The organism is Caulobacter sp. GW821-FHT09H08 (assembly GCF_059415885.1).
In genome coordinates this window covers 450,698-464,232 of sequence record NZ_JBWKOC010000006.1, presented here as the reverse complement: position 1 = coordinate 464,232, position 13,535 = coordinate 450,698, and the positions used below count along the sequence as shown (strand labels likewise).

General features: G+C 67.4%; 9 protein-coding genes and 1 tRNA gene. 5 read left to right on the top strand and 5 right to left on the bottom strand.

Annotated features, from left to right (window positions below; genetic code table 11):
* Both AC07NN_RS22315 and AC07NN_RS22310 read right to left on the bottom strand, forming a co-directional pair.
* Positions 1–2,956: Ig-like domain-containing protein (locus AC07NN_RS22315; RefSeq protein WP_494645905.1), on the bottom strand; the 2,956-nt coding region annotated here is incomplete at its 3' end.
* Between the two features lie 1,251 nt (positions 2,957–4,207).
* Positions 4,208–4,298: transfer RNA gene (locus AC07NN_RS22310), tRNA-Ser, on the bottom strand.
* A gap of 131 nt (positions 4,299–4,429) precedes the next feature.
* Here AC07NN_RS22310 and hfsE point away from each other — a divergent pair.
* The 4 genes from hfsE to hfsH are packed head-to-tail and all read left to right on the top strand — an operon-like array spanning position 4,430 to position 9,090.
* Positions 4,430–5,941, top strand: coding sequence for a polysaccharide biosynthesis protein HfsE (gene hfsE, locus AC07NN_RS22305; protein ID WP_494645903.1), 1,512 nt, complete (start codon positions 4,430–4,432; stop codon positions 5,939–5,941).
* A 10-nt stretch (positions 5,942–5,951) separates the two neighbouring features.
* Positions 5,952–7,391 (top strand): polysaccharide biosynthesis protein HfsF, encoded by a 1,440-nt coding sequence (gene hfsF, locus AC07NN_RS22300; RefSeq protein WP_494645901.1) that lies wholly within the window; start codon positions 5,952–5,954, stop codon positions 7,389–7,391.
* On the top strand, positions 7,388–8,317 hold the full coding sequence (gene hfsG / locus AC07NN_RS22295; RefSeq protein WP_494645899.1) for a polysaccharide biosynthesis protein HfsG: 930 nt from the start codon (positions 7,388–7,390) through the stop codon (positions 8,315–8,317). Before hfsF ends, hfsG begins: the two co-directional genes overlap by 4 nt.
* A complete protein-coding gene (gene hfsH / locus AC07NN_RS22290; RefSeq protein ID WP_494645897.1) occupies positions 8,317–9,090 on the top strand; it encodes an oligosaccharide deacetylase HfsH in 774 nt (257 codons plus the stop codon). Before hfsG ends, hfsH begins: the two co-directional genes overlap by 1 nt.
* Here the strand turns inward: hfsH and AC07NN_RS22285 are convergent.
* The 3 genes from AC07NN_RS22285 to AC07NN_RS22275 all read right to left on the bottom strand — a co-directional run bounded on the left by AC07NN_RS22285 (position 9,087) and on the right by AC07NN_RS22275 (position 12,573).
* Positions 9,087–10,328, bottom strand: a complete 1,242-nt coding sequence (locus AC07NN_RS22285) for an O-antigen ligase family protein (protein ID WP_494645953.1) — start codon at positions 10,326–10,328, stop codon at positions 9,087–9,089. The two genes, hfsH and AC07NN_RS22285, sit on opposite strands and share 4 nt — an antisense overlap.
* 8 nt (positions 10,329–10,336) lie before the next feature.
* A complete protein-coding gene (locus AC07NN_RS22280) occupies positions 10,337–11,038 on the bottom strand; it encodes a P-loop NTPase family protein (protein WP_494645895.1) in 702 nt (233 codons plus the stop codon).
* Positions 11,039–11,112: 74 nt separating this feature from the next.
* A complete protein-coding gene (locus tag AC07NN_RS22275) occupies positions 11,113–12,573 on the bottom strand; it encodes a GumC family protein (protein ID WP_494645893.1) in 1,461 nt (486 codons plus the stop codon).
* A 133-nt stretch (positions 12,574–12,706) separates the two neighbouring features.
* Between AC07NN_RS22275 and AC07NN_RS22270 the strand changes: the two genes are divergently transcribed.
* On the top strand, positions 12,707–13,447 hold the full coding sequence (locus tag AC07NN_RS22270; protein ID WP_494645891.1) for a polysaccharide biosynthesis/export family protein: 741 nt from the start codon (positions 12,707–12,709) through the stop codon (positions 13,445–13,447).
* The last annotated feature ends 88 nt before the right edge of the window (positions 13,448–13,535 follow it).

Genomic DNA, 13,535 nt, shown 5'->3' with positions numbered 1-13,535 from the left:
AGCCACCGTTGTTCACGTCGCCCAGCACCGGACCCACATTGTCCACGCCCTTGGTGAAGGTCGGAGCGTCCGGAGCCGCCGTGTCGACCGTAACCGTGTAGGCCGTCGAAGCCGGGCCGGTGTTGCCGGCCGCGTCCGTCGCCTTCGCCGTGAAGCTGTGGGTCGAGTCGTTCAGGCTGCTGGTCTGGTAGGTCCAGGCGCCGGTGCCGGCGTCAGCCGTAGCCGTGCCGAGCACGGTCGCACCGTCATAAACGGTGACCGTCGAACCCTTCTCCGCAGTGCCGCTGAGCAGCAGGCTGGCGTCGTTGGACGCACCATCCGTCGTGATATTGCCCTGGAGCGTACCGAAATTGTCCTCGGCGCCACCGATCACCGCAGCGACCGGCGCCTTGGTGTCGATGGTCAGGGTTTCGGTCGCCGAGGTCAGCACGTTCGCATTGCCTGCGGCGTCGACAATCAGGCCAGCCGGCATGGAGAAGACGAACGACGTCTCCAAATTCGCGCTGGCGTGGAAAGTCATCTCGAGGCTGCTGATGCCCGTGGTTCCACCGGCATAGCTAGCGGCGAAGAAGGTCGCACCGCCGGCGGCATTGGCGGCGAAGAAGGTCGAAGCGTCGAAATTGACCGGCTCGGAGAAGTTCAGAGTCACCGCAACGCTGGTGTCCGCGATATTCACCAGGGTCTGGCCGAGCGAGAACGTGACCGTCGGCGCCGTCGTATCGACGCTGACCGTGTAGTCCGACGAGTCCACGCTGACATTGCCGGCGGCGTCGACAGCCTTGACCTTGAAGTTATGAGCCGTCTCGCTCAGGCCCGAGGTCTGATACGTCCAGGCGCCGGTGCCGGCGTCGGCCGTGGCCGTGCCCAACACGGTAGCGCCGTCATAGACGGTGACCGTCGAGCCCTTCTCAGCCGAACCGCTCAGCAGCAGGCTGGCGTCGTTCGACAGGCCGCCGCTGCCGATGTTCGCGGTCGTACCGACATTGTCCTCAGCGCCGGTGATGGTCGGCTGGGCGATGGAGGTGTCGACCTTCACGGTGTAGCCGCCCGAAGCCGCGCCGGTGTTGCCGGCCGCGTCCGTGGCCTTGGCGGTCAGGGTGTGGTCACCGACGGCCAGGCTCGAGGTGGCGACGCTCCAGTCGCCCGCGCCGTTCGCCGTGGTCGTGGCGACCTTGCTCGCGCCGTCATAGACGTCGACCGTCGCGTTGGCTTCGGCCTTGCCCGACATGGTCGGGGTCTGGTCGTTGGTGTAGCCGTTGTTGGCCACCGAACCCGTCTGCGGGTTCTGATCGTCATCGGCGCCGGTGATCGTGGTGCCGGTCGGGGCGGCCGTGTCGACCTTCACGGTGTAGCTGGTCGACGCCGTGCTGGTGTTGTTGGCCGCGTCCGTGGCCTTGGCGGTCAGGGTGTGCGTGCCGTCCGACAGGGTCGAGGTCGTGATGGTCCAGTCGCCCGAACCGTTCGCCGTGCCCGTGCCGACCTTGGTCGCGCCGTCATAGACGTCGACCGTCGAGTTGGCTTCGGCCTTGCCCGACATCGTCGGGGTCGTGTCGTTGGTGTAGCCACCGCTCGACACCGGACCCGTCGTCGGGGTCTGATCGTCCGCCGCGCCGGTGATCGTCGGCGCATCCGGAGCCGTGCTGTCGACGGGGGCCGAGCCGACCGTCACGGTGAACGAGTTGCTGCCCGAGCTCTTGTTGCCATAGCCGTCGAGCTTGTAGGCGGTCAGGGTGTGGGTGCCAGCCGAGAGAGCCGAGGTCGTGAACGACCATTCCGTGCCAAAGTCCCCGCCGCTCGTGGTCTGGCCGAGATAGGTCGAACCGTCCCAGATGCCGATCGTGTCCGAAGCCCAGAAATCGAAATCGATGGAGCCGCTGATGGTCGGCGTCGTGTCGTCGGTCGTGTCGCCGCTCTTCAGATCGCCCTTGCTGGGACCGAAGTTGTCGACCCCCTTGGTGATCGAGAGGTTTTGATTGCTGGGGCCGGTGATGTCGACGGCGTAGTCGAACGTGCCGCTGACCGGACCGCGCGTACCGTACTCGTTGACGATATAGGCCTTCAGGTCGTGATTGCCCTCCGACAGGGTCGGGGTCGTGAACGTCCAGGTGGTGGCCGTCGCGAAGGTCGTGAAGCCGAGGAAGGTCGTGCCGTCGTAAACGGCGATGAAGTCCGCCGCCTTGGCGCCCGCATAGGTGCCGTTCAGCGTCAAGGTCTGGTCGTCGCTGGTGCCGTTGTCGTTGACCGTGCCGGTATAGATGCCGGCGTCATCGTAGCCGTCCGTGATCGTGACCGTGCCCGTCGGGGCCGCGGTGTTGATGTTCAGATGGAAGTCGTTGGACGCGCCGCTGACGTTGCCCGCGACATCGCTGGCCTTGGCCGTCAGGGTGTGCACCGCGTTGCTCAGCGCCGTGCTGGTGATCGTCCAGGCGCCGCCGGCGCCGACCGTGGTCGTGCCGACCGACGTGGCGCCGTCATAAAGCGTGATGGTCGAACCGACGTCGCCGGTGCCGTGAACGGTGGGGGTGTTGTCGTTGGTCTTGGTGCCGTCGGTCTGGTCGCCGGTCAGGGGCGCGGTGTCGTCGACCGCCTTGGTGATGACCGGCACGGACGGCGCGACCTTGTCGATGACCAGGGCCTGGGTGTCGAGAGCGGTGGACGGCGCGTCGCCTCGGGCCACGTAGAGTGAATAGGTGCCGTCGCCGATCGTGCCCGGGATGTTGACCGTGTAGGTGTCGTTGTTGCCGCTGGTGCTGATCACCCGCGAGTCGATCAGCGTGCCCGCGCCATAGGAGCCGCCAGAGATGTACAGTCGGATGGTGTTCTCAGCAGTCGTGCCGCTGGAGTTGCGATCGTATCGCACGGTCACCGTCAGGGTGCCGTCATTGGTGATGAAATCGCTGTTGCTCGAGCCGCTGTCGTTGTTGACGCTCAGAACGTGAAGATCGCTGACGCTCATCTCGAAATCCCCTTTTCCCACCTGCGCAGTGGGCGCTGACCCGCGCCCCACCGGCGCCTAATTTTCCCCTGTTCCGGAATGGGACACGGGGATGTTGTTCGTACTCAACCCTAGGCAAGGCGCGTGCCACGAACCGGATATCGTCGGCTTGGGGCCGATCTTCCGGTCGTCAGCGATGGGTGGGGGATGTCGCGTGATCCCCGGATGCGAGGCTGAGCACAGCCCCCTCTCCAGGTTTCCCAGAACCACAATGCCAGCCCCGCCCCAGCTCACGCCAAAGCTTAGTCAACCGACGTTATGCCGCCGAGAACGTCGTTAATCAATCCTTAAAATTTACTTATAGTTAACGGTTAATAGAGTCGGGAGGCCGACTAAAGCATTCATACGTTTGCAACATAGGCGAACATATGTGAGACTTCGAACCAATATACGGTTCGGTATCTTCGATATATTTTGGAGAACCCAGAAAAGGCCCTCCATCGCTTCAAATGGTGATTTGATATTACTGGTGTATTGGTGCGACATAATCTCGCACACCCAAGGCTCAATCAACCCTTGCGATAGGCTCACATTTAAACAGGGCGATTCCAATCTAATCGACGGTAAGTCTCCGAACGGCGCGCCTAGAGGCCGTTCTGGCCCCAACTGGCCTTCGAGTAACGGTTTGTAGAGGATAAAACTGTCGTGACTTCGACGTTCAACACCGCTCCAAAGTCAAGCTTGGCGCGATGTGCGCGACCATCGCCCTGACGGTCCCGCCCTGGGCGCCGGCGAAGATTCGGAGAGGCGACATCACCCCTGCCCGCTCCTGTCGCGAGAGCCAGGGGCGCACCGAACGGATCGCTTCATTCCAAGACCAGAACCACCCGCATAGCGAGAATATCGCCAAACTTGGCCACGACCATCCCAACTTGGAACACACCGGACACGCGACAATCGAGCGTCGCGTTCGCGTTAAGCACGAAAAGCAGCGGGCGCCCCGCTTGTGCGGTCGCCAGGTTCGGGAACGGTGCGAGCTCCGGAGAAGAGCGTCGTCAGCCTCGACGCGGCCGCCAAGGGAGACCTTGCGTCGATAGTCAGCCGCCGAACGCCTGACGAGAACGTCCGCATAGGCCCGACATTTTAGAGTCCAAGACGAGTCAGGCTGGCGCCCGCGACCGCATCCACGCCGCAGCCGCCCCTGCCGAGCGCTTGCTTGAACTTGAGGAGCAAGCAGTCGATTCTTATGAAAAATCAGTGACTTGAAAGGGGTGGCGGAGACGGAGGGATTCGAACCCTCGATACCCTTTTGAGGTATGCCGCTTTAGCAAAGCGGTGCCTTCAGCCTCTCGGCCACGTCTCCTCCTGAGAGGGAGCGGTTCGATAGCCTGTTCGCTTCAGGATGACAACGGCGCTTTTCGGAAAATCTCGCCGTTAACGTGGCGCTCAGACGGCCACGCTAAGTTGAACATGGTTTTCTCAATGTCGAGCGCCATGCGTACCGCCCCCCCACAGGCTACAAAGGCCGAATCCGCAGCCGCTTTCGTCGCGCCGACGCCTGCTTCGTCGCGCGTCGCCGGCGGCGCTGTCGATGCGGGCCGCGCCCGTCGCGGGCCCTTCCGCCCGGGTCAGTTGATCCCGTCGCGCGCCCGCGTCGAGGTCCGGATTCTCGCCCGCACCTTCCGGGCGCTCGATATCGCGGCCGCCGGCGCCGCGGCCGTGGCCGTGACCCTGGAGGGCCATCCGATCGCCGCCGGCCTCTGGGCCGTCACGGTCCTGATCGCCCTGCGCGCGCTGGACGCCTACGCCTTCCCTCGCAAGCAGGACCTGACGCAACATCTGGCTCGTGTCGCCATGGCGCTGGGCGCGGGCTTCGCCGCCGCCTTCGGCCTGATCGCCGTCACCGGGCGCGCGGATGGTCCGACGGCCTGGACGCTGGCCAGCGCCACCGCCGTCGTCGGGACCCTGCAGGCCACCTGGTGGATGGTCGTCGCCCACGGCCGCAAGCAAGGCCGGCTGACCCCCAACATCGTCATCGTCGGCGCCACCGCCAACGCGCAACGCCTGATCGCCGCCGCCCTGCGGACGGGCGAGGTCAACGTGCTGGGCGTGTTCGACGACCGCCTGGACCGCGCGCCCGAGAACATCGGCGGCGTGCCGGTGCTGGGCGACACCACCGCCCTGCTCGACCACCGCATCATGCCCTATGTCGACCGCGTGGTGATCGCGGTCCAGTCGACCGCCCAGTCGCGCGTGCGCCAGCTGGTCGACAAGCTGGCGGTGCTGCCCAATCCGCTGAACCTCTTCATCGACGTCGGCGGCCTTGCCGAAGACGACGCCGCTTTGGCTCGGATCGCGGCCGGCGGCGAGAACGAACTGTCGGGCGCCGCGCCCTCCCTGCGCCATGCCTGGGTCAAGCGCGCCCAGGACCTGATCGTCACCCTCTGCGGCCTGGTGGTCGCCGGTCCGATCATGCTGGCCGTGGCGGTCGCCGTGAAGCTGGACAGCCCCGGCCCGATCTTCTTCCGCCAGCGCCGCCACGGCTTCAACAACGAGGAAATCCTCGTCTGGAAGTTTCGCTCGATGCGCCACGAGATGGCCGACGCCACCGCCGCGCGCCAGGTCAGCGCCGACGACGACCGCGTCACCAAGGTCGGCAAGTTCATTCGCAAGACCAGCCTCGACGAGCTGCCCCAGCTGTTCAACGTGCTGCGCGGCGAGATGTCGATCGTCGGTCCTCGCCCTCACGCCATCGGCATGAAGACCGGCGGCGTGGAGTCGGCCAAGCTGGTCGCCCAGTACGCCCACCGTCACCGCATGAAGCCCGGCCTGACCGGCTGGGCCGCCATCAAAGGCTCGCGCGGTCCGGTCGACACGCCCGAGAGCGTCCGCGTCCGCGTGGCCCTGGACGTCGAATATATCGAGCGCCAGTCGCTTTGGCTGGACCTCTATGTCATCGCCATGACCATCCCCTGCCTGCTGGGGGATCGGTCGGCGGTGCGCTAGGCGGCCGGCGATGTTCTGGCGCGGGGTCCTCGGCTATCTGCCGGTCAATATCGTCCAGGGCGTGGTGGGCCTGCTCACCATCGTCCTGTTCACGCGCGTGCTGGATCCGGCGCAGTACGGGACCTACGCTCTGGCCTTCTCGGTCGGCAGCCTGACCCAGACGGTCCTGCTGACCTGGACCGAGGCCGCCATGGCCCGCTTCCTGGCGACGCGGACCGAGGACGGCCGGGTCGGTGACCACTTCGCCACCCTCTATCGTCTCTGGATCGTCGCGGCGCTGGTGGTTCCTCTGGCCTGCGCCGTCGTGGCGCTGCTGCCGCTGAATGAGCCCTTGAAGGTCGCGGTGATCGCCGCCCTGGGCTCGACCCTGGCCAACAGCCTGATGAAGCTGGCGCTGGAACGCCGTCGCGCGGCGGGCGAGGTCTCGGGCGCGGCGCTGCTGACCATCGTCCAGGTCGCGGGCGGCTTCACCCTGGGCCTGGGTCTCGCCTTCGCGGGCCTGGGCGGCGCGGCCCCGATCCTGGGCGTCGGCCTGATCTCGGCGCTGAGCATGGCGCTGGTCCTGCCGCGCGAGCTCAAGCACATGACCGGCGGCAAGTTCGACGCCAACCTGGCCAAGGCGTACGCCGCCTATGGCCTGCCCGTCTCGCTGTCGCTGATCCTGGCCCTGGTGCTGGCCAGCACCGACCGCCTGCTGCTGGGCGCCTTCCTCGACGAGGCGACGGTCGGCGTCTATCACGCCGGCTATTCGCTCGGCAGCCGCACCCTCGACGTGGTCTTCATCTGGCTGGGCATGGCCGGCGCGCCGGCGCTGATATCGGCCCTGGAGCGCGGCGGCCAGCCCGCCCTGACCGAAGCGGCCCGCGAGCAGGCCTCCTTCATGATCCTGCTGACCCTGCCCGCCGCCGTGGGCTTGGCCCTGGTGGCGCGTCCGCTGGCGGAGCTGATGGTCGGCGAAGCCCTGCGCGAGGGCGCCAGCCACGTGACGCCCTGGATCGCCGCCAGCGGCTGGCTGTCGGGCATGACAACCTACTATCTGCTGCAGGCCTTCACCCTGGGACGCCGCACGCCGCTGCTGATCGTCAGCATGAGCGCGCCGGCCATCGCCAACGTGATCCTGAACCTCCTGCTGATCCCGATGCTGGGCCTGGACGGCGCCCTGTGGGCGACGACCATCAGCTACGCCATCGGCGCTGTCGCGGCGTGGGCCCTGGGCCGTCGCGCCTGCGCCATGCCGATCCCGTGGCGTGAGCTGGCCTTGGCCGGCGGCGCGAGCCTGGCCATGGCCCTGTGCGTTAGCGCCCTCCCTTCGCCTGGCGGCGTGCTGGAACTGGCCCTGAAGGCCGGCGTCGGCGCCCTGGTCTATGGCGTGCTGGTCCTCGGCCTCGATGTCGGCGGCCTGCGCGGCAAGCTTTCCCTGATCCTTCGTCGGAGGGCGCACGCCCTATGACCATGCCCATCACCGAACTCCGCATCGAGAACGCCGCCTGGGCCAGCGCCCAGCCGCGCCTATCGGTCCTGATCCCGACCTTCCGCGACGACCCGGTCGCCCTGCTCAAGGCGCTGGACGACCCCAGCGCCGGCGCCGAGATCGTGGTGCTGGACGACGGCGGCGGCGACGACGCCCTGGCCGAGCGCATCGCCCGTCGGGTCGAAAAGATGCGCACCCCGATCCGCTTTGTGCGCCTCTCCAGCAACGAAGGCCGCGCCAAGGGCCGCAACCGCCTGGCCAGCCATGCGCGCGGCGGGCACATGCTGTTCCTGGACAGCGACATGCTGCCCGATACGCAGAACTTCCTGAGCCGCTGGACCGCCGTGGCCGACAGCGACACGCCCGTGGCCTTCGGTGGCTTCACCCTGGATCAGACGCCCCAGCGGCCCGAGCACGCCCTGCACCGGACCATGGCCCTGCGCAGCGACTGCACGCCCGCCCCCGAGCGCGCCAAGGCGCCGGAGAAACACGTCTTCACCTCCAACCTGCTGGTCCGCCGCGACGTCTTCGAGAGCATCGGCTTCGACGAGGGCTTCTCGGGCTGGGGCTGGGAGGACGTCGAGTGGGCGATGCGGGTCGTGCGCCAGCATCCGATCCTGCACATCGACAACACCGCCACGCACCTGGGCCTCGACACCGCGCCGACCATGGCCGCCAAGTACGAGCAGTCGGCGGCCAACTTCGCCCGCGTCGTCGCCAGCCACCGCGACATCGTCAGCGCCTATCCCAGCTACAAGGTCGCCAAGGCCCTGAAGTCCTTCCCCATGCGTGGCGTCTGGCGGCCGATGCTGAAGTCCATCGCCCTGGCCGAAGCCGCTCCCCTTCCCTTGCGCGCGTTCGCCATGCGGCTGTACCGCGCCGCGCTCTATATCGAGGCCGTCTGATGCAGGTCGAATTCGAGAAGGTCGACGCCTACGAGCCCGACCGCAGCCTGAAGGGCAAGCTGCGTCGCCGGCTGATCCGTTTGGCCTACCGTCGCCCGGCCAAGGTGGCGCTCGAACGGCCGATGGTCTCGTTCAGCTTCGACGACGCCCCCGCCACGGCCTGCGAGGCCGGCGCCAGGGCTCTGGAAGCCCGTGGCCTGCGCGGCACCTACTATTTCGCCGCCGGCCTCACTGGGCGCGACGGGCCGATGGGCCGCTTCGCCACGGGCGAGGACGCGCGCCGCCTGCACGACGCTGGCCACGAGATCGCCTGCCACACCTATTCGCACCTGGACTGCGGCCAGTCGTCCAGCGCCGTGACCCTGGCCGATATCGACCAGAACGCCGAGAGCCTGGCCGCCTGGGGCACGGGCGAGCCGGTCAGCTTCGCCTACCCCTATGGCGACGTCGGCGCGCCGGCCAAGACGGCCCTGGCGGGGCGCTTCAAGACCCTGCGCGCCCTGCACCATGGCCTGATCGCCGACGGCGCGGACCTGAACCAGGCGCCGGCAGTGGGCATCGAGGGCGAGGCGGGCGAAGCGGTCGCCAACGGCTGGCTGGACAAGGCCAAGGCCCGCAAGGCCTGGCTGATCCTCTACACCCACGACGTGGCGGACGCGCCCTCGCAATGGGGCTGCACGACGGGCGCGCTGGAGCGCCTGATCGATCGCGCGGTGGCGGAAGGCTTCGACGTGGTGACCGTGGCCGAAGGCGCCAAGCGGATCGGCCTCTAGCCGGCCTGGGCGCGGTCCGAGAAGGCCAGCTTCGCCGCCAGGGCCACGAACACGGCCCAGCGGAAGTCGTTGTAAACGACGGCGATACTCTCGGTCAGGCTGACCAGGGTGAAGACGATCAGGAACGGAAAGGCCAGCATCGCCCCGCGCTCGCGGTACACGGCGATCAGGGCCAGGGTCATGGTCTGCAGGTAGAAGAGCCCCCAGGCGGCCAGGCCGACGACACCCATGCCGATCAGCTGCTCGATCCAGGAGTTGTGCGCGTGCTGCGGCGTGAACTTGGCGTCGTGGACGATCCAGGCCAGCGGCCCCCAGCCGGACTTGTCGCTCCAGACGGCGGCGTAGCCGTAGCCTAGCCAGGGCCTCTCCTCGATCTGGCGGAAGGCGGCGGTCCAGATCTGCGTCCGGCCGGTCAGGGTCGCGTCCTTGCCCAGGATGCCGAAGAAGACGTCCGACGCGAAGACGATGAACAGCACCAGCATCACGAAGCCCGCGACGCCCGCCCAGGTCGCCGCCGCGCCGAAGGCCGGGCCGCGCTGGCAGATCCACACGAAGCCCAGCGCCATCAGGCCCAGCATCAGCGAGGCCAGCGAGGTCTTGGACTGCGACATCAAAACCAGGCCCACGGCCAGGCCTGCAAAGGTCAGCCAAAGGCCCCTGCGTTGAGGGTCCAGCAAGGCCGTGGCGCTGAGCAGGCAGCAGCCCAGGGCCATCATGCCGCCCAGCGAGTTCTTCTCCAGCCACAGGCCGCGCCAGGCGCCGGGGAAGAGCTCGGTCATGATCCCGACCCGGGGGAAGGCGATACAGGCGATGTAGCAGGCGACGATCAGCACGCAGAAGGTGATCGAGAAGACCTGGGCCAGCTCCTTCCAGCGGAACCGCGAGGCCAGCGCCAGGCCCGAGATCGTCGTGCACCCGACCGCGAAGCCGCGCCGGATCGAGACGTCGGGCTGGATCGACCATGTGATCGACGCCGCCACGATGCACATCAGGATGATCAGCAGCGGCTGGCGGATGGTGGCGCGCACCATGGTCCAGGGCTTGCCGACGACCAGGAAGAAACCGAGCGCATAGGCGGGCAGGAAGGCTACGCGCAGCAGGCCCGAAGCCCCCTCGTCGGCCTCTTCCCCGAACAGCGGCAACTGCCAGCCGCCGGTATAGATCAGCAGCATGATGACCGCCGCGGCGAAGGCCAGCATCGAGGGCGGGAGCGCGTGGCGCTCCTCCTCCCTCGGCATGTCCCAGGTCACGGGAGGATCGCTTTCAGGAAGCGGGGCGGCTCGACCGTGACCCGGTTGAAGAACATGCCGGCGCAGCGACCGCCGGCGGCCGCGATGGCGTCGCGCAGCATGGCCGGCTGGCGGACGTCGGGCTGGTCGGCCGCGACGACGAGAACGGTCTGGTCCATCTGGCTGGCGATGGTCGGTCCGGCCTGCGAGCGGTCCAGCGGCGGGCAGTCGACGACGATCAGCTCGGTGTGCTTGCCCAGCGCCTTCCAGTAGTCGGCGGACGGAATGACGTGCGCCTGCTGGCGGCCGCGCAGAGCCTCGCGATTGAAGCGTGCGAGCCACAGGCGAGGCCCGCCGACGCTGTGGCCGACCAGGTACTGGGCGTCCGGCCACACGCCGCCCTCGGGGCGCGGCGCGGGCGGCTGAACGGTGAAGAAGGCCGATCCGTCGGGCGAAGCCGAGACCGGCGGCCCCAACGGCCCGAAGCGGTTCGGATCCGACGAGATCTCACGCAGCTGGGTGGGGTTGGCCAGGTCCAGGTCGACCAGCCAGGTCTTGCGGCCGGCGCGGCGCGAGGCGAAGCGAGCGAACTCACGGGCGACCGTCGAGGTCCCCTCCCCCCGGCGCGCCGAGATGAACTGGATGACGTGCGGACGGCCGGCAGGCGGCGCTCCAAGCGCCCCCCAAAGCTCCGTCATCTCGACGTTCAAATCGACCATCTACCGAATCGCCGCGCACTCAGAAGCTCGCAACTTGCGATATTAACCTTGCCGACGAAAGGCGACGAAAGCGCTCACCGCTTGACCCCCGCCGTGGCCAGGACCGGAACGCCCAGGGTGCGCGACGCCGAGGCCGGCGTCTGCAGGCCGGGGCGCAGGAACATCCGGATCAGGCCGACGCACAGGGCGGTGAAGCCACCGAACAGGATCGCCAGGACCAGGACCGGCTTCTTCAGGCTCTTGCCCGTCGACGGCGCGACGGCGCGCTGGACGATGCGGATGCTGTCGCTGCCGTCGGCCGACATCTGCCGCTGGGCCTCGTCCTGCTGTTCCTTGACCGTGAAGTCGCGGACATTGGTCGAAAGCACGTCGCGGTCGCGCGTCAGCTCATTGAACTGCGGCTCCAGCCCGGCCAGGCGCAGCAGGCGGTCGTTCACGTCCTGGATCTGCTGGGCATAGTTCAGCTGCGACTGCTGCAGCGCCGCGACCTCGGCCCGCAGGTCGTTGCGGGTGGTCGTCAGGGTCTGCCAGATCGGGTTCGGCCCGCTGCGACGCGCGCCCTCGCCGTTGGTGCGGCCGGCCGCCAGGCCTTGCTCCAGGCGCGCGATCTGGTTGTCGATCTCGACCACCGGCGCGGCGGTGGCGGTGTAGCGCGCCGTCAGGTTCTCGCGGTCCAGCTTCAGCTGCGTCAGCTTGGTCGCGGCCGTCATGTCGACGTCGCGGTACATCACCGATTCCGCAGGCGTCTTGCCCAGTTCGGCCTCGACGACGTTCAGGCGGCTCACGCGATCGCCCAGTTGGGCGTCGACCTGGTACTTCTGCTGCTCGACCTGGGCCTGAAGCTGCGTCAGGGCGGTCTTCTGGGCGGTAAAGTCGCCGATGTCGTTGGTGCTCAGAAAGGACTGGTAGGCCGCGTCGGCCTCGCCCAGCTTCTGCGCGAAGATGTCGCGCTGGCGCTGCAGCACGCGGTTCTCGCCGCCGCCGATCAGCAGGCTGCGGCGATAGATCAGATATTCCTCGAGCAGGGTGTTCAGCACCTTCTCGGCCATCTCGGCGTCGTTGTGCTGGTAGCCGACGCGGATGATCGAGTTGTCCGGTGCGGTCTGGATCTTCAGGCTCTTGCCCATGGAGTCGCGCGCCTGGGCGATCAGCTTGCGCTTCTCCTCGGGCGTGGCGACCGCGTACTTCTCGGCGGCGTCCGGGAAAACCTTGGCGAAGCCGATCTTGCGGATCACCCGCTCGCGCAGCTCGCCGCTGCCCAGGATCTCGGCTTCCGACTGGATGACTTCGTCGTTGGACGGCACCGCGCCACGGGCGGCGTCACCGGCGCGAGGCTCGTAGACGTATTCCTGGCCCAGCCGCACGAACAGGCTCGATTCGGCCGTGTAGGTCTTCTTCAGCGTCGTGGCGAAGCCGAAGCCCAGGACCACGATCACCACGAAGACGACCAGCATCAGGAAACGCTCGCGCCACAGCAGGGTCACGAAGTCCGTCGGGGCGTACTTCGGACGCGCGCCGGCAGCGCCCATCGCCATGCGAGGCGATGAGTCGTGAGGCACGCTGGTCCAGGCGCTCGTCGACATGCGAATCCAGTTGGTTCAATCTGCCAGGCACCCTGGGGCGGCCGGTCTTAAGGGTTCGTTACCCATTCCTGTTAAGACTTGTCGCATGCACAGCCGCACGCATCTCAAGACGGCCTTGGCCGTGATCCTGCTGGCCGGCGGACTCTCCGCCTGCGGCACCATCGACGCGGAACCGATCACGCCAGGCCCCAAGCCTACGGCGAACTTCTCTAATATCGGTTACGCCGACTGGAGCGAGGAGGAGCCCTCCTACCGCTTCTATCCGGGCGACGAGGTCGAGGTGACCGTGCCGTCGGCGCCGGAGCTGAGCAAAGGGGCCGTGGTCCAGCCGGACGGGCGTATCAGCCTGCCGCTGATCAGCCCCGTGATGGCGGCGGACCGCACGGTCGAGGAACTGCAAGGCGCGATCGGCCAAGCCTATACGGGCACGCTGTTGCGGCCCCAGGTCCAGGTTTCGGTGAAATCGACGACGCCGCTCAAGGTCTTCGTCGGCGGCGAGGTCAAGAGTCCGGGCGTGTTCGACATGGCCGGCGACGGCGACGCCCTGCGGGCCATCATCCAGGCCGGCGGCTTCACCAACGGCGCCAAGCGCAATCAGGTTGTGATCATTCGCCGCGGGGTCGATGGCCGGGCCATGATGCGCACGACCAATCTTCTACAGGGCCTGACCAGCCCGGGCAGCGCGGACCTCGTGCCCCTGCGCCGCTTCGACATCGTCTATGTGCCACGCAGCGGCGTGGCGGAGGCTGGCCTGTTCATGCAGCAGTACTTCAGGGACCTGCTGCCGGTCAGCTTCAGCTATGCGGTGAACGGCACGATCCGCTAGAGCGCGTTCCGCTAAGTGGGAACCGGTTATCGGATCAAACGCGCGACAAGGAAAAAGCTAGAGCCAGCGATTTGATCCCATCAAATCG

What these genes read in the sequence shown, in the direction of transcription:
- hfsF (WP_494645901.1), top strand. Translation starts at nt 5,952, where the DNA reads ATGTTCTGGCGCGGGGTCCTCGGCTATCTGCCGGTCAATATCGTCCAG.
- hfsG (WP_494645899.1), top strand. Translation starts at nt 7,388, where the DNA reads ATGACCATGCCCATCACCGAACTCCGCATCGAGAACGCCGCCTGGGCC.
- AC07NN_RS22275 (WP_494645893.1), bottom strand. Translation starts at nt 12,573, where the DNA reads ATGGCGATGGGCGCTGCCGGCGCGCGTCCGAAGTACGCCCCGACGGAC.
- AC07NN_RS22270 (WP_494645891.1), top strand. Translation starts at nt 12,707, where the DNA reads ATGCACAGCCGCACGCATCTCAAGACGGCCTTGGCCGTGATCCTGCTG.
- AC07NN_RS22280 (WP_494645895.1), bottom strand. Translation starts at nt 11,038, where the DNA reads ATGGTCGATTTGAACGTCGAGATGACGGAGCTTTGGGGGGCGCTTGGA.
- AC07NN_RS22285 (WP_494645953.1), bottom strand. Translation starts at nt 10,328, where the DNA reads ATGCCGAGGGAGGAGGAGCGCCACGCGCTCCCGCCCTCGATGCTGGCC.
- hfsH (WP_494645897.1), top strand. Translation starts at nt 8,317, where the DNA reads ATGCAGGTCGAATTCGAGAAGGTCGACGCCTACGAGCCCGACCGCAGC.
- hfsE (WP_494645903.1), top strand. Translation starts at nt 4,430, where the DNA reads ATGCGTACCGCCCCCCCACAGGCTACAAAGGCCGAATCCGCAGCCGCT.